The sequence below is a fragment of the Paenibacillus residui genome (assembly GCF_042677205.1).
Taxonomy (GTDB): domain Bacteria; phylum Bacillota; class Bacilli; order Paenibacillales; family NBRC-103111; genus Paenibacillus_L; species Paenibacillus_L residui.
On record NZ_JBHTIU010000039.1, the window covers coordinates 62,625 to 79,672 of the forward strand.

19 protein-coding genes are annotated in these 17,048 nt (G+C 47.8%); 8 read left to right on the forward strand and 11 right to left on the reverse strand.

Annotated elements, in window-relative coordinates; genetic code table 11:
• Nucleotides 1-16: 16 nt before the first annotated feature.
• Both ACFQ03_RS12290 and ACFQ03_RS12300 read right to left on the reverse strand, forming a co-directional pair.
• Complete coding sequence (locus ACFQ03_RS12290; protein WP_449290184.1) at nucleotides 17-715, reverse strand: adenosylcobinamide amidohydrolase; 699 nt, start codon at nucleotides 713-715, stop codon at nucleotides 17-19.
• Nucleotides 712-924 carry a hypothetical protein gene (locus ACFQ03_RS12300; protein WP_379288399.1) on the reverse strand — a complete coding sequence of 71 codons (213 nt, stop codon included), beginning with the start codon at nucleotides 922-924 and terminating at the stop codon, nucleotides 712-714. Before ACFQ03_RS12300 ends, ACFQ03_RS12290 begins: the two co-directional genes overlap by 4 nt.
• A gap of 312 nt (nucleotides 925-1,236) precedes the next feature.
• Between ACFQ03_RS12300 and ACFQ03_RS12305 the strand changes: the two genes are divergently transcribed.
• Nucleotides 1,237-1,587, forward strand: coding sequence for a hypothetical protein (locus ACFQ03_RS12305; RefSeq protein ID WP_379288401.1), 351 nt, complete (start codon nucleotides 1,237-1,239; stop codon nucleotides 1,585-1,587).
• 47 nt (nucleotides 1,588-1,634) lie between these two features.
• Here ACFQ03_RS12305 and ACFQ03_RS12310 read toward each other — a convergent pair whose 3' ends face one another.
• Both ACFQ03_RS12310 and ACFQ03_RS12315 read right to left on the reverse strand, forming a co-directional pair.
• Nucleotides 1,635-1,952 (reverse strand): hypothetical protein, encoded by a 318-nt coding sequence (locus ACFQ03_RS12310; protein ID WP_144935236.1) that lies wholly within the window; start codon nucleotides 1,950-1,952, stop codon nucleotides 1,635-1,637.
• Between the two features lie 120 nt (nucleotides 1,953-2,072).
• Nucleotides 2,073-2,645, reverse strand: a complete 573-nt coding sequence (locus ACFQ03_RS12315) for a xanthine phosphoribosyltransferase (protein WP_379288403.1) — start codon at nucleotides 2,643-2,645, stop codon at nucleotides 2,073-2,075.
• Nucleotides 2,646-2,926: 281 nt separating this feature from the next.
• Here ACFQ03_RS12315 and ACFQ03_RS12320 point away from each other — a divergent pair, with 281 nt between their 5' ends.
• Nucleotides 2,927-3,604 (forward strand): hypothetical protein, encoded by a 678-nt coding sequence (locus tag ACFQ03_RS12320; RefSeq protein WP_150960172.1) that lies wholly within the window; start codon nucleotides 2,927-2,929, stop codon nucleotides 3,602-3,604.
• Nucleotides 3,605-3,704: 100 nt separating this feature from the next.
• Entirely contained in the window at nucleotides 3,705-4,751 is a 1,047-nt protein-coding gene (locus ACFQ03_RS12325) for a YkvI family membrane protein (RefSeq protein WP_144935228.1), read from the forward strand.
• Here ACFQ03_RS12325 and ACFQ03_RS12330 read toward each other — a convergent pair.
• Together ACFQ03_RS12330 and ACFQ03_RS12335 are read right to left on the reverse strand one after the other, a co-directional pair.
• Nucleotides 4,659-5,108 carry a hypothetical protein gene (locus ACFQ03_RS12330; protein WP_150960170.1) on the reverse strand — a complete coding sequence of 150 codons (450 nt, stop codon included), beginning with the start codon at nucleotides 5,106-5,108 and terminating at the stop codon, nucleotides 4,659-4,661. The genes ACFQ03_RS12325 and ACFQ03_RS12330 overlap by 93 nt on opposite strands.
• Nucleotides 5,109-5,113: 5 nt before the next feature.
• A complete protein-coding gene (locus tag ACFQ03_RS12335) occupies nucleotides 5,114-5,434 on the reverse strand; it encodes a hypothetical protein (RefSeq protein WP_150960169.1) in 321 nt (106 codons plus the stop codon).
• Nucleotides 5,435-6,007: 573 nt separating this feature from the next.
• Here ACFQ03_RS12335 and ACFQ03_RS12340 point away from each other — a divergent pair.
• Nucleotides 6,008-6,766 (forward strand): SDR family NAD(P)-dependent oxidoreductase, encoded by a 759-nt coding sequence (locus tag ACFQ03_RS12340; RefSeq protein WP_379288407.1) that lies wholly within the window; start codon nucleotides 6,008-6,010, stop codon nucleotides 6,764-6,766.
• Nucleotides 6,767-6,803: 37 nt separating this feature from the next.
• On the opposite strand, the gene trpB is transcribed toward ACFQ03_RS12340, so the two are convergent.
• Nucleotides 6,804-7,964 (reverse strand): tryptophan synthase subunit beta, encoded by a 1,161-nt coding sequence (trpB, locus tag ACFQ03_RS12345; protein ID WP_150960168.1) that lies wholly within the window; start codon nucleotides 7,962-7,964, stop codon nucleotides 6,804-6,806.
• 337 nt (nucleotides 7,965-8,301) lie between these two features.
• On the opposite strand from trpB, the gene ACFQ03_RS12350 reads away from it, so the two are divergent.
• Nucleotides 8,302-9,192 (forward strand): DMT family transporter, encoded by an 891-nt coding sequence (locus tag ACFQ03_RS12350; protein ID WP_150960167.1) that lies wholly within the window; start codon nucleotides 8,302-8,304, stop codon nucleotides 9,190-9,192.
• 104 nt (nucleotides 9,193-9,296) lie between these two features.
• Nucleotides 9,297-9,389, forward strand: coding sequence for a YjcZ family sporulation protein (locus ACFQ03_RS12355; protein ID WP_144935213.1), 93 nt, complete (start codon nucleotides 9,297-9,299; stop codon nucleotides 9,387-9,389).
• A 914-nt stretch (nucleotides 9,390-10,303) separates the two neighbouring features.
• Here the strand turns inward: ACFQ03_RS12355 and ACFQ03_RS12360 are convergent.
• Together ACFQ03_RS12360 and ACFQ03_RS12365 are read right to left on the reverse strand one after the other, a co-directional pair.
• The gene (locus ACFQ03_RS12360) at nucleotides 10,304-11,971 is read right to left on the reverse strand and encodes an alpha/beta hydrolase family protein (protein WP_379288410.1); all 1,668 of its coding nucleotides are present in this window, start codon (nucleotides 11,969-11,971) and stop codon (nucleotides 10,304-10,306) included.
• Between the two features lie 308 nt (nucleotides 11,972-12,279).
• Nucleotides 12,280-13,323, reverse strand: coding sequence for a D-alanyl-D-alanine carboxypeptidase family protein (locus tag ACFQ03_RS12365; RefSeq protein WP_379288412.1), 1,044 nt, complete (start codon nucleotides 13,321-13,323; stop codon nucleotides 12,280-12,282).
• Between the two features lie 339 nt (nucleotides 13,324-13,662).
• On the opposite strand from ACFQ03_RS12365, the gene ACFQ03_RS12370 reads away from it, so the two are divergent.
• Nucleotides 13,663-14,274 carry a TetR/AcrR family transcriptional regulator gene (locus tag ACFQ03_RS12370; RefSeq protein ID WP_379288414.1) on the forward strand — a complete coding sequence of 204 codons (612 nt, stop codon included), beginning with the start codon at nucleotides 13,663-13,665 and terminating at the stop codon, nucleotides 14,272-14,274.
• A complete protein-coding gene (locus ACFQ03_RS12375) occupies nucleotides 14,271-14,870 on the forward strand; it encodes a hypothetical protein (protein ID WP_379288416.1) in 600 nt (199 codons plus the stop codon). Before ACFQ03_RS12370 ends, ACFQ03_RS12375 begins: the two co-directional genes overlap by 4 nt.
• Before the next feature lie 182 nt (nucleotides 14,871-15,052).
• On the opposite strand, the gene ACFQ03_RS12380 is transcribed toward ACFQ03_RS12375, so the two are convergent.
• Both ACFQ03_RS12380 and ACFQ03_RS12385 read right to left on the reverse strand, forming a co-directional pair.
• A complete protein-coding gene (locus ACFQ03_RS12380; RefSeq protein ID WP_144935204.1) occupies nucleotides 15,053-16,162 on the reverse strand; it encodes a sensor histidine kinase in 1,110 nt (369 codons plus the stop codon).
• Entirely contained in the window at nucleotides 16,152-16,847 is a 696-nt protein-coding gene (locus tag ACFQ03_RS12385) for a response regulator transcription factor (protein WP_144935202.1), read from the reverse strand. The genes ACFQ03_RS12380 and ACFQ03_RS12385 overlap by 11 nt, the downstream gene beginning before the upstream one ends.
• Nucleotides 16,848-17,048: the final 201 nt, after the last annotated feature.

Genomic DNA, 17,048 nt, shown 5'->3' on the forward strand with positions numbered 1-17,048 from the left:
AATAGCGGCCGTTTCGTTATTGGCCGGCGTTTCTCTCCCGCCAATAATTCAAATTACGCTGGGCCGATGAATACGCAGCCTCATATACCGTACGGCCGATCATATGCCCGAGCAAGGTGGCCGTACCGGCATATTGGCACGTACGCCCCGTCTGGGTCGCCGCGATGATGATGGCATCCGTCGTCGTTCCGGTTGCCGTTCCTTCCCCGTCACCCGCTTGTACGCGCAAGTCCTGTAGGGCAGCCGTCTTGGCTTCTGTTGCCGTTATGACCGCATTGACCATGGCCGAATCGGTCATTGCGGCTTCCACTATGACAATCGTGTTAATCGTGCCGGGGAATAACGAATGCCTTTCCCGTCTGGAGCCTGCTCTTGCCGGATTGCTCAGCCCTGCGGTAACTATGGTGCTTACCCGGATTCCGGAGTCCTCCGCCTCGCAACGTCCCGCATCCGTTACCCGGGCCGCTGTCAGCATTCCGGCCGTCTCCGCGGGGGCAAGACCTGCGCCCTGCAGAAATTGCTCCATCTCCAATACTGGGTCGTCACAGCAGTAATTTTTGCTCACCTGCCGATTTATCAGATACCGGCATTCGGAGAATCCTCCTCTCCAGATGGAGGAATTTAAAGTATACAGCGATTTTTCCGATGTGATCAGAAGATATGGACTGCCATTCTGCTCGACGAATGCTTCATTTACTCCGCTAATGATCGTCATTCCGGCAGCTTCCGCTCCTCATTGTACGGTTGGTATATATAATTTCGGTCCAATTTGATGACTTTCCGGTTCATTTTGCGGATTAGTACCGTTTTATCGTCCCAGGCCATAACGAAGCCTCTTACATCGTTGGCAGGGTCCGCATCTCTGACCACCCTTACCCTCGTTCCTTCCAACCGATAACGATCCAGTTCTTCATCCGAGATCATATTTATCTCCTCCCGACTTAATTTATTGCTCCTGTTATCCATCTCTTTATGGTCCGTATTAATTCGTTGCCCCTTGATATAATACCAAATGCTCCCGATTTGTTTTCTATTCACGGCCTTTTGGCCAGGCCTCTTGATCTTCTTTATATCCATAGTAAGCTAATTCATGTAGTTATGGCCAACGGACATACATAACATGGTTTCTTCGGGGCACTATAGGATATAAGGTTGTTTTTATTGCTCTATATATACAAAGTAATTGACTGAGAGAAGCTCTGTAAAGATTCGGTTTATGGAAGGAGAGCGACACCCGTGGAGAAAAAAACATACTATGTAGCGGTCGCCCCCGGCGAGATTCTGCAGGATCAGCAAGCCTTGAATTACGAGTTCGTTATTCAGGCAACCGATGATGAATTGGACAAGCTGCAGGAATTATTCGAAGATACATCCGCTTCGGAAATCAGTACTGCCGCCAGAGCCGTCATCCCTTTCCGCGAATATTCCCATGATAAAGAAAATGAATGGTATGATGCCAACCTGCAGCAAATTTATCAAATGCTGCATCAGTTAGGAACTCCAGAAACAAGGAAGCATATCGAGAGCATGAACATTTTGCCTCATGAGCTTGATCCGCATGCTGCGGATAGTAATATAAAGACCTAAAAGCGAAGCCGCTTTTAGGTCGTATCCGATTCGTTATCCGAGGGCTGTCAACCGACATGCTCTTTCGACTCATACCAGCAATCCAACACTGTTCCGGACATCACTCTTGACTCAATGTAATTGATCTGTTGAGGAGTAAATTGCTCTTTCCAATTAACCTCGAGTTCACCGCACAGCTTAACGATCGTCAACAATTCCGACCAAGCTACATAGCGTTTGTACCAGAAGAATTGGGGATGCTCTATCATATAGGGATACAAGTCGTCGAATTCTGTATGCTTGCAGTCCAGGGCACGTTCAAAATGAACTTTGGCTTCCCTCAGCTTCGTCTTGAAATAGTCCACCGGCACGTTCTCTTTCCCCATAGAAATGCCTCCTCTCTCTATAGTCTGATTTAATTATAACGAAAAACAACAAGGTTGGGAAGGTAAAGAACGTCTGTCAAAATCCACCTGCCTAATCCCGCTCGGCAGATTCTTGCAAAATCAGGAATCGAAGTGAATGATCCCATCCGTTAATCCGGTTATGTTGACCAGAGATTCCAAGCGGATTCCCTGTTCCCTGATCGTTTGCGCCCCTTTCTGAAAGGACTTCTCTACAACAATCCCCATTCCTGCCAATTGGCTTTCGGCCCGCTCGATAATCCGAATCAAGCCTCGGGCTGCATCCCCATTTGCAATAATATCATCAATGAAGAGCAGCCGGTCTTGCGGAGACAGGAACGATTTGGATACCATTATATCCGTTACAATTCCTTTGGTGAAGGAAGGAACCCGTTCCATATAACAATCCTCATCGGTCGTCAGCGTCTTCTTGCGCTTGGCGAAAACCATGGGAACCCCAAGATGACAAGCCGTTGCGAAAGCAACCGGGATCCCGGAAGATTCCACTGTAATCACTTTCGTAATGTTATCCCCCTGAAATCTTCGTGCAAATTCTTGCCCCATTTCCATAATAAGAGAAGGCTCCACTTGGTGATTCAGCAAGGCATCCAGCTTAAGAACCTTATCCGATAAAATTTTTCCATGCTCGCGTATTTGTTGTTTTAACCGTTCCATAACAAAACTCAGCCTCCCCAACTTGACACAAAATGCTACTTCCCATTTAAGCCGACCTTCACTCCCATTACTGGCATAGTCATAACGGAAGAAGAAACAGCATCCTTTGCATATGGTTTGATTAAAAACTTATCACAGCCGGTCCGTCTTGATCAAGAGACAACTTTTTTTGTTTTTTTACAAAAAAAGTGAAACTTTCGACGCGTTTAAGTTGTCTATATAAGTATAGAAAAGAATGGAACGTACCTCATTACAGTACAATTGAAAGGACTAGAAAAATCATGTACCCCTTTATTAGAAGGGTCGCCCTGGTTGGACTGGCCTGTGCCGCTGCCGCCGCTCTCACTGCCTGCCAAAGCGGCGGCAAGGAAGCTCAACCGGCCCCGTCTCCTTCGTCAATGAACGACAAGCTGAATGAGTCCCAGCCCGCCCCTTCCCCTTTCGAATCCCGAGAGGGGGCACCGGTTAACGGCACTCCTGTCTTCGTACCACAGGAGGGCGAACCTCCTTCCGGAACGGCCCAATCGATGACGCCTGATCGGAACAAGCCCGAAATAGAAGCCTACAGCAGCGAAAGACCGTTGCTGATGGGACTGTCCATCTCGGATAGCAGGCAGACCGTCCTGGACAAGTTTGGAGAACCTGACAACGAATTTGTTATGGATGATCCGACCGACCCCATCACGGTGTTGGATTATTCGGATTTTACCGTAGGAATCAATCGTTCCGACAAGGTTGAATTTGTCAGCATTGATTCGATCGATATCGACCCGGGTCTGAACGGTTTGAAGCTCGGACAGAAAGCAGCCGATGCCATCAAGGCTCTGGGCGAGCCGGATACGACCACCAACTACGTCATGGCTTATTCTAACGAAGCTACCGTGCTCAGGCTCGACATCGATTCCAAAACAGGGAAAATCCAGTCGATCAAATTGTTCGATGATGCCCAGAAGCAATAGGCTGGCCGGAAACAAGAGATAGTTTGCAATCCAATAGTCATGCCCGCTCCCTCTTGGACATACCTTATATTAATGGTGTGGACAAGGGGGCTTTATTTTTATGCGCAGGACAGGGAAGATTATGCAGGTTGCCTTTACCTACATCGGAACCGTTGTCGGAGCCGGGTTTGCTACCGGACAGGAAATTTTGCAGTTCTATACCCGGTACGGTTCTGCTGCCGCATTCACCATCGGCCTCTCCTGTCTGTTCTTCACATGGATCGGGATTAAAATTATGCTGATGGCCCATAAATTGGAAGCACAGTCTTATGAGGATCTCAATCGGATATTGTTCGGGGAGCGAATCGGAAATTATGTCAGTCTGTTTACCATGATCGTACTCTTCGGTGTGACGACGATTATGCTGGCCGGAGCCGGTTCTCTGTTCAAGGAACAACTGAACATGTCCTATCAGGCGGGACTCCTTCTGACGATCATCTTCTCTTACCTGGTACTGACCCGGGGTATTCAGGGGATATTGGTCGTTAACTCTATCGTTGTTCCTGTTATGATGATCTTCTCGGTCATTGTCGTCTGGTCAACCCTGAGCTTGCCTAACGCCGGCCAATGGCTGCAGTTGTCCACCGACTCTTCCGCATGGAGGGTATGGTTCTCCCCTTTCCTATATAGCGCATTCAATTTAGCTATGGCGCAAGCGGTTCTGGTACCGCTTGGCTCAGCCATTCGGGACCGTTCGGTCCTGTTCTGGGGAGGGCTTATCGGAGGGATCGGCATCGGGGTAATGCTCTTGGCCGCTCATATTGCATTGGCCGCACGGATGCCGGATATAGCTCAGTTCGAAATTCCTATGGGACAAATTATCCGCCACCTGGGCCCCGTCATTCAATTGCTGTATGTTTTCGTTATTTTCGGAGAAATCTTCACCACTTTTATTGCGGATGCATACGGACTCACTCTCCAGTTAGAGCAGCGGACCCGAATCTCCCGGACTCAAGGGATCGTCCTTATTCTTGCTGTCAGCTATCTGGTCAGCCAAATCGGATTCAGCAAGCTGCTATCCGTTCTGTATCCCTTGTTCGGCGGGGTCAGTCTGCTCTGGCTGATCATGATGCTCTTCCCCCGTCGCAGAAGGACGTATACTCTGTAAGGTCAAGGCAAGACGAACGACCATGAACAGCGTGCCCAGAAAGCTGAACACAAAGCCCACCATCAGGTAAGCATGATGATGATACGGAAATCGGCCGGGATTGCGCATTACCGCCAATAAATCGACAAATAGAAACAGCAGGCCGGTTACGATCAACCCGAGCATTACATAATCAAGTACGGTCCATTGCAAAAAGTAGGAGCTTACTCTCGATTCCAGTGAGTGTCCGGGCGCAGGCTTTCCCTGACTATCCGCATCCTGCTGTGCCGCAAAATAGACATGCCACACTGTAAAAACGGCCGCTCCAGTCACTATCAATCCAACGACTCCGGCAAAAATCGCCCACGTAGTGTACATGCCGGTCACCCCTTCCCTATATGAATCAGCGAATGCACGAGCCAAATAATCATGGCAAAACTGACAGCAGGCAGTGCCCACAGCAGCACTTCAGCGGCCTTCAACGGAACGAAAGGCAGCCTTTTCCACAGCAAACCGGCTATTCCCGTTAAGGTAGGACGTTCTGCGGGATATGTGGCGATTCTGGCTCTGGAGCCCGGTTTCGAACCCGAATGTCCGTGGTCCTTGCTCCCCTTTCCCGCCGGATCATATTCAATCCTGCCTTTTCTCCATCCGATCTGATAGGTAATGGGCCTGTTCGGCCGGTTTCCTCTCGGTGAACCCATGTCCTGCCTCCTTTCGCAAGCCGACGAAATGTATCTTCCTACCGTCCATGATGCAAGTTCGGCTTGTGTTCAGCCCGAGCTGAATGATTGATACATCTTACGTTTCCTATTATCTTATGTACTAGTTCTATAGTATTCGAACCTTTATCGAAAAAGCAACGAACATTTCCATATTTCTCTAGCTTTCCGTATAATGAAATGACCCCACCAAGGATAAACGGCTATCGCCGTCCTTAGGACGGGTGCGTTTACCGATGAAATATAAAAAAAGCTCCTAACGGAGCCTCTTCGAAGACGAATAACCCGATTTTAAAGGATCGGCAAGCGGTTAAGGTGCATTTTATGTAGGTAGATTCAAGGGAATGGTAGAAAATGATTAACATAAATGGAGAAACTACATTTAGAATCGAAGCTTTTGGGTGAAATCGCCTTTTTTGCATAAACTAGCTGTTGTTTTTCCACTTAGTCCCCGACTTTCGCCCCAGTGGATCAAACTAGCTGAAGAAATCCAGCTAGACGCTACCTGCCGGAAAATCGGTACGGTACCGTCAAGCTGCAAGAAGGAGGGTCAATATGAACCGAGTGGTCATGATAACAGGAGGAGGACAAGGAATCGGAAGGGCCGTTGCCTGGAAATTTGCTTCCTGCGGATATTTGGTTTCCATAGCCGACATAGACAAAGAAGCCGGATTCGAAGTCATTCGGGAAATCCGGCAGATCGGCGGGCAGGCCATGTTCATGTGCGTCGATATCGCCGATGAAGAAGCGGTCAAGCGCTGGTTTCGCCTGACGATGGAAGAATACGGGCGAATTGACGTACTGGTGAATAACGCCGGAATCAGCCGCAATGCGCCGATGATGGAGCTGTCTGCCGACGATTTCGACCGCGTCATAGCCGTCAATTTGCGTGGTGCCTTCCTCTGTTCACAGCAAGCCGCACAGGTGATGAGAACACAGGGAGGAGGCAGCATTCTGCATATTGCGTCAACGAGGGCGCTCATGTCTGAGCCGGATACGGAAGCCTACTCCGCATCCAAGGGAGGACTGCTGGCTCTGACCCATTCCATGGCCGTCAGTCTGGGGCCGTATGGAATCCGGGTGAATGCCGTCAGCCCGGGTTGGATCGAAACATGCGACTGGCAGCTATCCTCGCGTGCCACCCTGCCACAGCATAGTGAGCGGGACAAGAAGCAGCATCCGGTAGGCCGAGTCGGCACCCCGGACGATATTGCCGAAGCCTGCCTTTATTTGACCGGGCCGCATTCCGGTTTTATTACCGGCCAGAACCTGATCATTGACGGGGGCATGACGATCCGAATGATTTACGAATAAGGAACGAGGGAATATCATCCCCCGTTCCTTCTCATTTTTATTTATTAAGCATTTCGAATACCTGCTCGACATCCTTGTCACCACGGCCGGACAAGTTGACGATCAATAATTGATCCTTATCCAGGGTCGGGGCCAATTTCAGGGCATAAGCAACCGCATGAGCACTTTCCAGGGCCGGTATAATTCCTTCGGTGCGGGAGAGCACCTGGAAAGCTTCAAGCACTTCCTCGTTGGTAACGGTATAGTATTCGGCGCGGCCGGATTCTTTCAAATAGCTGTGCTCCGGTCCAATTCCCGGATAATCCAGACCGGCGGCGATGGAGTAAGTTTTCCGCGGTTCGCCGTTCTCATCGAGCAGAACGAGACATTTAAATCCATGCAACATTCCCGGCACGCCTTGCGTCAGGGTCGGGGCTTGATCGGGCTCCACTCCGATTAACCGGACGGACGGCTCATCAATATAATGCGCGAACGAACCGATGCCGTTGCTTCCTCCTCCCATACAAGCGATGACCGCATTCGGCAAGCGGCCTTCTTTCTCCATAATCTGCCTCTTCGATTCCTCGCTGATAATCGATTGGAAATGCTTCACCATCGTTGGAAACGGATGAGGCCCTACGGCGGATCCGAGCAAATAGAACGTATTCTTGTAATTGGCCACCAGGTCTTCCAGAGCCTCATCAACCGCGTCCTTCAGCCTTCCCTGCCCTTTGTTGACCGGTACTACCTTGGCCCCCAGCAGCTCCATACGGAATACATTCAGCGCCTGACGGCGGGTGTCCTCGGCTCCCATATAAATAACGCATTCCATTCCGAACATGGCACAGACCGTGGCGGTAGCCACTCCATGCTGTCCCGCTCCTGTTTCGGCAATGACCCGTTTGGCCCCCATCCGCTTCGCCAGCAGGATTTGACCCAGCACGTTGTTGATTTTATGAGAACCGGTATGGTTTAAATCTTCCCTCTTCAAATAAATTTTGGCCCCGCCGAGCTTCTCGGTCAAATGCTTGGCATACGTGAGAGGGTTTTCCCGGCCGACATATTCCTTCAAATAATACTTGTACTCCTCAATAAACTCGGGGTCATTCTTATATTTCTCGAACTGCTCCGCCAAGTAATCCATGGCCTGCTGCAAATCCGGAGGAATAAAGCTGCCCCCGAATGAACCGAAATAACCCGCTTGCTGTTCCGCACTCATTCTTAAACCCTCCCGATAGACAATCAAATTTTTCAAAGTTTAGCGATTAAGGTTGGCTGCACTAAGCTGTCCACCTCATTTTACTAGAATCCCGTCCTTTTGTCATGAATACTAAATTCCGGAACTCTCCCGCTTTCAGGATGAGAGATGATGCTCCTTTGCCGGCAGAGCCAGCGCTTTTTTAACAGATCAATGCTGAAATGGGGGGGCCGGTTTTCTTCTCGCCGGTTCTCCGGCATAAAGATTCCCTCCTTGACGGAATTCGTGAGTCTGCCTATAGTGGTTAGAGTGACTTGGCACAGCCTGATAGAATGACAGAAAGGATCTGAGTAGTACAATGTGGCTTGTTTATGCTGGTTTAGCCTGTCTATGCTTTGGGCTAAGAGGAATTCTGTATCAATGGTCTTCCCAGAAGCCGTTGGATCGCAATTTGCTTTTATTCGCCGTTTATTTGTCCGGAACGCTCATTGGGGTCGGACTTAATTTCATCGTTCAGCCGGAATGGACTCCCGGAGTCTGGGTTGGACTCTTCATGGGGGTATTTTCCTTTACGGCCAATGCGGCCATGTATAAAGGTTTTGCGGTCGGCAAAGCCTCTTTAATTGCGATTATGGCCGGTCTTCCTCCGGTTGTCGTCGTTATTCTCGCTTACGGTTTGTGGGGGGAAGCACTTACGTGGGGGCAAGGGGCCGCTTTTCTTGTCATTATTTGCGGCATCATCTTGATCCGTTATTCCAGTGATCTCTCGTTCTCGAATTTGAAGGGGCTTCAGTGGGGAATCATTACTCTTATTTCTTTCGGGTTAACCGACGTCGCCTCCAAGCAGGCCGTATTATGGGGCGGTGAGACCATTCCCACACTAGTCATTATGTATGCGACAGGGATGGTTTTGTTCTTTATTTCTTGGCTATGGGGACGGAACAAAAGGAGCTCTGATGAAGCACAGAAGGAACCCGGTAATTCGCCCGACACTAAACCAAATTGGTCTTTCTCGAAAACTATTCTCTGGGGACTCGTCGTCGGAGTCAGCAACATATCCGGAATGCTGCTCCTGCTTCCCGCGTTCAAGCTTGGAGTCACCGGGCTCGTATCGGCGGTCGTAGCGATGAATGTCCTGATTATTCTGTTCTATGCCAGATTGTTTCTGAAGGAGAAATTCAACCGCCAGGAAACGGCGGGAATTATTTGCGCTTTCTGCGGTATGATTCTGCTTCGGCTGATCGGTTAACCGTAGACAATAGAGGCATTCGCACATTTCATGATGCCCTCGTGACCTCCCTTCTCGCGATCGCATAAAATAGGACCAGATGGAAGAGAAAGGGGGACTTGAACATGGGACATCCTGCAGGTGGACTCTGGACCAGCACCGGAGTTATTCTGGTTCTCTTCATACTCTTGGTCATCGTTTCTCGCGCCTGGATCTGATTTAAGTCCTTGCAGAGAAACCGGATATGTCTGATTACGGTCAGTGCCTTGTGAGGCGTTGGCCGTTTGTTTTATTCGGGAAAAAGCCGCTAAGCTGCAACCTTCGTAGCTCCTTCGCCCCCGGCTGAGACGGGGTCTAATTCTTCTGAACGCGGCCGAACTAGCGGGACCCACAAATATTCATGGCTGGTCGGTCGCCATCCCTTCGTTTGGTAAACATTTAGCTGTATTTTATGTAGGTAAATTCGAGCGAATGGTGGAAGGCTATTGAAATAAATGGAAAAACTACATTTAGAATCGAGGTTTTTTGCTGAAATCGCCTTTTTGCACAAACTAGCTGCATTTTGCAGCTAGACCCCCATGCCGCTGAACGCGACACCATCGATGATGAAAATGGATGGATTATCAAGGTAGAATAGAGTTGAATTGCTTCAATAGTGTGAAATTTGAAGACTAGATGGATTTCATACAGTTAGATTTCTATATTCGGAAGAAATATGGAAACTAACTGGAAAACCTACAGCTAGTTTGCGCCAAAACAGTCGTTTCACCCAAAGTTGCCCATTTTAACTGTAGTTTATCCAGTTAGTTTGATCATTTTCGCCCATTCGCTTGAATCTACCTGTACAAAATACAGTTAGACGTGCCGCTACGCTTGCAACGATGCCTGCAGACGGTAAAATAGACGGATTTTCAAGGTAGTTACCGTCTTTCGCTCTAGAAAAGCAAACTAGCTGTATAAATCCAGTTAGACGCGTCAGAGCAAACTCGCACAAGGATAAACGGCTATCGCCGTCCTTTGGACAGGCGCGTTCTACCGATGAAATATAAGAACAGGTAAAACACCCACAAATAAATCCACTAGATATCCGTGCCGGAAAAGAAAAAGCCGGGGTTTCCCCCGGCCAATGAGTTTAATTATTCTTAATCCATTCCGCCAAATCGTCTATGAGCTGCTTGGATACGTTACCCGGAACCGAATATTCCATTCCGGTAGACGGCTGGTCCACCTCGATCAGGAAGTGGTTCATCTTCGGATAAAGCTTGTAAGTCACATCGCTGCGTGCGGTTAGCGCTTCTTTCCAGCCATCCAGCTCTTTAGCAGGCACCTGGATATCGTTCTCCCCCTGCATAATGATCAGCGGAACCGATTGTTCCTTGGCGATTTCTCCGCCGTAGTAGTTGCTGAAGTCCTTCCACCAGGCAAAGTTTCCGAAGGAGAAATTATCCGGTTGGGTCTGCACCGCCGGATCCTTGATCGCCTTCAAATCCTCCTTAAACAATGCAATCTGCTGCTCCAGCTGCGCAATCTGTTCTGCAGGAGCCTGGGCTTTCTTGGCATTGTCCAATTGGTTCTCGAATTGCCACAGCAGGATATCCTCCAGAGGAGTAGAAGGTCCGGAAATAACGGCGGCGCCGGCAATATGGCCTTCTTCATCCGCCTCGATCATCCGGGGAACGAGCATGGCGCCTTGACTATGCCCGGCCAGATAAATCCGTTCGGAATCGATCTTGTCTTCCTTAAGCAGATACTTCACTGCTTCCAGAGCGTCATCGACCGTTTCCTCTTTAACGGTGAAATTCGGGATGGACATGGATTGGTAAGGATATTCCCGAGTCCGCTTCTCATATCGGAGCACGGCTACATCCTGCGCAGCCAGACCGACCGCAATATCACGGAAAGGCTTATAGGCTCCTACCGCTTCGTCACGATCGTTCTGACCCGAACCATGAACCAGTACAACAACCGGGAACGGGCCTTCGCCTGCAGGAAGCGTCAGGGTGCCCGGTAATTTAAACTGCCCTTCGCCAATAACTACCTCTTTCTCCGTGTAGGCGCTCGAATCGTCATAATCCGGCTTCTCATAACCGCCCGCCGACAAGTAAGGAATGTAAACATCATCCAGCTTCTGATTCTGATCGAATCGCAGCGTTATTTCAAGAGGAAGCTGTCTGTCCGTCATATAGGTCAATTTCACATTGTTGTGCACAGCATTATCTTCCCGCTGTACGCCGGCCAACTGTTCAATAGTGCCGTACATTGCAGTTAATTGCGCATTAATAGCCGCAATCAACTCCGGCTGCATGGCCTTCTGCAATGGGGCGCTCATGTAAGAGGGGATTTCGGAAATTTGCCCATTCTGGACAAGGCTCATGAGATAACCGCTAATAGAGATAAGATCATTGCTGTCAATCGTAAGGCCGGTTTCGTCATTCCATTCGAGCTCGGCCTGGAAAGCCTGACTAATGACATCCAGCGGAACCATCGTCGTTTCATTGACCAGTTCTGCCGCTTTGTCCATATGCACTTCCGCACCGTTCACGATTGCCTTCTGTTCGCCGATAGTCACCGTAAGCGACTGGGTTCCCCGGCGCACCTCCGCCTGATAAGTTTCCTGATTCCAAGATACTTGGGCACCGATCGATTCTGCAACGGCTCTGAGAGGCACCAAATCCGCAATGGCCGCCTCAACTGTCACACTAGCGACGGGAACCGGAGCCGCCATCACATTCACTGGAAGGCATAAGCTAATAGCAAGCACAGTACCGGCCGCAACCTTTTTCCATTTAACTTGTTTCATCGTTTTCATCAAGCCCCCTGCGTAATAGATCATTCAAGATTTTCAGTTGGGACGATTAAGGAGTTTCTGCCAACCGTCCTGCGAAGAAAAGAAGCGTTCCTTCCTTCTCCTTTCCGATCGCGTCTTCCCGCTTTCTCCGAAAATCTATTGAATTCTATTTAATTATCCTATATGCGGAAGACCCTGTCCAGAAACTATTTTCGATTGGCCCGGTACAAAGAGATGCAGCACTCTTCACAAGAATGCGAGACCAGTATCCGTATGCACAGTATCGAATGATGCTTCAATTACATAAAAACGATTGAATCCTATTGGGACAGAGCCTTGAATCCGTACTCGAGCAGATGGTTGGAATCCCGCCAGACTTCATCATTCGTAGATTTGAGCACGATAGCGATCAATCCGGCATTATAACGGGTAGCCGAGGAGACTAAACAATAACCTGCCTGATCCGTAAACCCGGTTTTAATGCCGTCCGCCCCTTCGAAATAGTAGCCGCTGTTTCTTTGAAGTAATTGATTGGTGTTGGTAAAGCTTAGCGTATCTGCATGGCTTCTACCCTTGCTGTATGCGGTATATTGCCCCGTATTGACAATTTTCCGGAACTGCTCGTTCTTAATCGCTTCACTGGCGATCATCATCAGATCGCGGGCGGTTGTATAGTGATTCTCATCATGCAAGCCGTGAGGATTGACAAAATGGGACTGCTTCGCCCCCGCTTGCTTCGCTCTTTTATTCATAAGCTGGGCGAAATAGTCTATTGCCTCGTCAGGCTCCATATCCTCGCGGCCGCTTACTTTGCCCGCAATATGAATGGCGATCGTCCTTGCCGCGTCATTGCCTGAAGGCAGCATGAGGGCATGGAGCAGATCGATCAGCTTGAACTGCTGCCCGGGCACAAGCCCCGCCCTGCTTTCCCCGGGGTGCGGAACCGCTTCTTCCCCAACCTGAACCATTTCGTCCAGGTCTCCCAGCTCGAGGGCAAGAAGTGCGGTCAATATTTTCGTCGTGCTGGCAGGATACATCCTTTCCTTGTCATTCTTATAGAAAAGAACCTTGCCTGTTCTCTGATCCATCAGAATGGCGGCTTCTCCCCGAATTTCATTCATTGCGAATTGGCGGTCGTTGGTCTGAACCTTGACATGTCCCCATACCCGGCTCCACTGATCTTTCCCTACCATATTAACCAGTAGTACTACTGCAACAATACATACAAAAAGTGCAAATTTTTGCTTCATGCTTCCGACCCTTTCCTCCGTCAATCTGTTACGTTGTCTGAACGTCCGTCCCTGGACCAGCTCTGCAAGAATGGCCAAACCTCGGCCCATAGCCGCCGCTGTCTCTTCATGCATTGCTTATTTCCACGTTTACCGAACTCTCGTTATATCTGGTCCTTACTTTACCGAAAATTGTTTAACCAATAGATAACAATAGCTAAAGAATTTCTTAAATTTCTATTTAGAAAAATAACGTAATCGGATTATTGTGTATAAAGCACATTGAATAAATAATTTTTCTCAAGGCCACAATTCGGATAATTGTGTGGAAAAAAGTATTCTTACGTTCTTAACTACGTGTTCTTTTTGAGCTTTAAGCTATTAACCAAAAACTTGACATTGGAGAAATTTGAATATAAAATGACCCTGTGGTCAATTATGACCTATAGGTCAATTTATTTTGCGGAGGGTAAAATGTCTAGCAGAATGAAAGAAAAATTCAACCAAAGGAACGAATTAATCTTACAAAAAGCAGAAAAATTAATAAAAGAAAAAGGCTACCATAATACAAAGATGATTGATATTGCTGAGGCCTTGGATATTGCAAAAGGCACTCTTTATCTGCACTTTAAATCAAAAGAAAGTTTAGTATTCTCGATAGTAAAGTCCAAAATAGTACAATTTTTTAAATCCGTAGAGACTATATCTCGTTCTGACAAAACAGCGAAATATAAAGTAATAAATATTATCCGAGAAGGGTATAAAAGTGATTTTTTTGAATTTGTATTAGCAAGTTTTCCTGATATGGGGGCTGTATTTAGTGAAGATCAAAATAAGGAGTTATCTTCTATTCAACAAAAGATTATTGAATGTTTCAAATACGTAATAGAAGAGGGAATGGACAGCAAATACTTTGATAATAAAGCTCCTTCCGATTTCTTAGCACTTCAACTTATGCAATTATTCGATCCATTGGTGTACGACTCCCTAGTTTATAAAGGGGATATGAGTCATGAGGATTTTGTTCAATTTTCCACAGTCTATTTTTTAAAGGCAATTACCTGTGAAGGAGATAATAAATTATGAGCTACGCAGCCATTAAAACAAAGACCGTTGAAGAAGTTATTTCTGAAGAACAGTTTTATACTCTAAAAGAATCTTTAATTCAGTCATATCTATTTATGGATGAATCTAACAAACAAGAGGTCAGGGAGCTTTTGCTAAACGTTTTTAACATCAATGAACAGCAGCTTATTGAACGTTCTTCCTCGTTCCTCAAACATAAATCTGAAAGAGCAACACTAACATCAACAATTGAAACGGCTGAACAATGGATTGAAAAGTCGAATGAAAAAGATATTCCCTCACTACTTGGATTGACTCGTACAGACGTTGAAATTATCGGACCTAAAGGGTCGGTTAGTGGAAGTCATCATTTAGCGGACTGGTTAGATCGAGCAAACCTTAAATTAGTCACGGTAAATCGCTTCGCTAAATGGCATGATATTGTTCTCGAACAACAAGGTACATGGTATGAAGACAATGGTGAAATAAGAGGCCAAGCCACCGTCTTTACTTATATGAGAATAACGGAGGGGAAAGTTGCTTTTATAGCACGTTATGATAACAAAATGGAAGCCTTTCATGTTAGTGGATTAAACGAAGAAAATATAATTAATTAACAAAACAACCTATGAAACCTTCTTTGAGAAATTGCCGGATATGGATGAAAGTTGAAGTGTTGCTGAAGAACCACACAATTTTCCGATTACCCGAAAATAAAAAAAGCTTCTATGCGAAGCCTTTTCGAAAAGACCTTGCAAAGAAGCCTTGTATCGGCAGACGGCTCGCCATGCGAAAGGAACTATGCCTGAGCCGCGGGATTTGTTATCGGGAGTCTGATTTCAAACAGCGTTCTTAATTGATCGCTATCGGCCGAGATCGTACCGCCATGGAGATCGACAATCGTCTTGGCAATCGCCAGCCCGAGACCCGAGCCACCCGTTTCCTCGGCCCTCGATTTCTCCACACGATAGAACCGGTCAAAAATATGAGGAAGATCCGTGTTCGGAATAGGCTCCCCGTAGTTGACCACATGCACAACCGCATCGCCGTTTTCCCGTGTCACTCTTAAATCGATATATTTTCCGTCCTTGCCGTAATTCATGGCGTTGATCAGCAAATTTTCAAACACACGGACCAGCTTGTCTCCATCGGCCGTAATGATAATTTTTTCTTCCGGAAAAAACAACCGGCACTCCATGCCCGTCCGTTCCAGCTGCAAACGAAATTGGGCCGCAAGCTGCCCGAGCATCTCGACGAGATTAATGGGGGAGGGCTTCAATTTCATGCCTCCTCCGCTTGCTCTTGCATATTCGAACAAATCGTTGATCAGCCCCGTCAGCCGCTGGGCTTTGTCGTAGGCAATGTTGACATAATAACGGAGTTCTACCTCGTCCCGGTAACGGTCCTGCTCGATCAGCCCCAGATAGCCGTTAATCGATGTCAGCGGCGTCCGCAAATCATGCGAAACGCTGGTAATCAGCTCGTTCTTCGTCCGCTCCGCTCTCCTCTCTTCTTCAATAGACACCTTGAGCTGTTCCGCCATCCGGTTGATGTTCTCTCCGAGTTCCCCCAGCTCGTCCCGGGAACGGACGGGGATACGCACATCGAAATCGCCGGAGGAGATTTGCTGTACCGCTTTCGTGATTTGACCAAGATATCGGATACTTCGATGGCTGAGCAGGACAACAAAGCCAATGAACAAAACCACCCCCGTTACAAGCGATACCGACACAGGCCCGACCGTGTAGTACAAGCTTCTAAAGAATTGGCTGATAATATTGGGCCCAGCCGCCACCAGCAGTTGGGCGGTAACGAACAGAAACAGCACCCCCAGCAAAGAAAATACAAGCGAAATGACAAAAAGCAGAAGCAGCTTCCAACGAAGTCTGTAAAATAAATTAGTGATCAATTTTATACCCGACTCCCCATACCGTTTGGATCAGCTTCGTTCCTCCCGGCTCGCTTTCCAATTTATCCCGCAGCTTGCTGATATGAACCATAACCGTGTTATGGGATTGGTAATACTTCTCTTTCCACACTCTTTCGAAAATTTCCTCGGCGCTGAACACCCTCCCCGGATGGCTGGCCAGCAAATAAAGAATATCAAACTCCAACGAGGTTAAATTGACCCTATGTCCCTCTACCGTAACGGTGTGAGTCGATTTGTTAATTTGCAGAGAATGAATCGTAATTGTCCCGTCGCCTGAAGCCTGAAGCTGCGGATTGAGGTCAAAAGTTCTGCGGAAGAGCGACTTGACCCGCGCAAGCAATTCCAGAGGGTTGAACGGTTTGACCATATAATCGTCGGCTCCGGTCGTGAGCCCGAGTATTTTGTCTATATCCTCTCCCTTGGCGCTCAGCATCAGAATCGGAATATTATCCTTCTCCCGAATTTGCCGGCAAACCTCCAATCCGTCGAGCCCCGGCATCATAACATCGAGAATGACCAGTTGAATACTTTCCGTAGAAATGACTTTCAGCGCCTCCCGACCGTTATGCGCCTTGATGACTTTATACCCTTCATTCACCAAATAGATTTCTATAAGCTTGGCAATTTCTTTATCGTCATCCACGATAAGAACTTGTTTGTTCATCTGTACCTTCTACCCTTTCCAATCCCTATGTTCGTAGCCTCATCATCGGTTTGTTTTTTCCATCATTGTCCTATTTTAACACATCGTACGGTCCAAGTTCTTGCAATGAAAAAAAAGGAAAACTATGCGTGACTACCGGTCGCTCTGCCAGCCTAAAGGCGGCAAGAACCTGCTGTCTAGCCGCTTCCGCCGCTTCGGCAC

Bases quoted from the DNA above. Each gene is read 5' to 3' on its own strand.
- ACFQ03_RS12290 (WP_449290184.1), bottom strand. From the start codon at position 715: ATGACGATCATTAGCGGAGTAAATGAAGCATTCGTCGAGCAGAATGGC.
- ACFQ03_RS12300 (WP_379288399.1), bottom strand. From the start codon at position 924: ATGATCTCGGATGAAGAACTGGATCGTTATCGGTTGGAAGGAACGAGG.
- ACFQ03_RS12310 (WP_144935236.1), bottom strand. From the start codon at position 1,952: ATGGGGAAAGAGAACGTGCCGGTGGACTATTTCAAGACGAAGCTGAGG.
- ACFQ03_RS12315 (WP_379288403.1), bottom strand. From the start codon at position 2,645: ATGGAACGGTTAAAACAACAAATACGCGAGCATGGAAAAATTTTATCG.
- ACFQ03_RS12320 (WP_150960172.1), top strand. From the start codon at position 2,927: ATGTACCCCTTTATTAGAAGGGTCGCCCTGGTTGGACTGGCCTGTGCC.
- ACFQ03_RS12325 (WP_144935228.1), top strand. From the start codon at position 3,705: ATGCGCAGGACAGGGAAGATTATGCAGGTTGCCTTTACCTACATCGGA.
- ACFQ03_RS12330 (WP_150960170.1), bottom strand. From the start codon at position 5,108: ATGTACACTACGTGGGCGATTTTTGCCGGAGTCGTTGGATTGATAGTG.
- ACFQ03_RS12335 (WP_150960169.1), bottom strand. From the start codon at position 5,434: ATGGGTTCACCGAGAGGAAACCGGCCGAACAGGCCCATTACCTATCAG.
- ACFQ03_RS12340 (WP_379288407.1), top strand. From the start codon at position 6,008: ATGAACCGAGTGGTCATGATAACAGGAGGAGGACAAGGAATCGGAAGG.
- trpB (WP_150960168.1), bottom strand. From the start codon at position 7,964: ATGAGTGCGGAACAGCAAGCGGGTTATTTCGGTTCATTCGGGGGCAGC.
- ACFQ03_RS12350 (WP_150960167.1), top strand. From the start codon at position 8,302: ATGTGGCTTGTTTATGCTGGTTTAGCCTGTCTATGCTTTGGGCTAAGA.
- ACFQ03_RS12355 (WP_144935213.1), top strand. From the start codon at position 9,297: ATGGGACATCCTGCAGGTGGACTCTGGACCAGCACCGGAGTTATTCTG.
- ACFQ03_RS12360 (WP_379288410.1), bottom strand. From the start codon at position 11,971: ATGAAACAAGTTAAATGGAAAAAGGTTGCGGCCGGTACTGTGCTTGCT.
- ACFQ03_RS12365 (WP_379288412.1), bottom strand. From the start codon at position 13,323: ATGCATGAAGAGACAGCGGCGGCTATGGGCCGAGGTTTGGCCATTCTT.
- ACFQ03_RS12370 (WP_379288414.1), top strand. From the start codon at position 13,663: ATGTCTAGCAGAATGAAAGAAAAATTCAACCAAAGGAACGAATTAATC.
- ACFQ03_RS12375 (WP_379288416.1), top strand. From the start codon at position 14,271: ATGAGCTACGCAGCCATTAAAACAAAGACCGTTGAAGAAGTTATTTCT.
- ACFQ03_RS12385 (WP_144935202.1), bottom strand. From the start codon at position 16,847: ATGAACAAACAAGTTCTTATCGTGGATGACGATAAAGAAATTGCCAAG.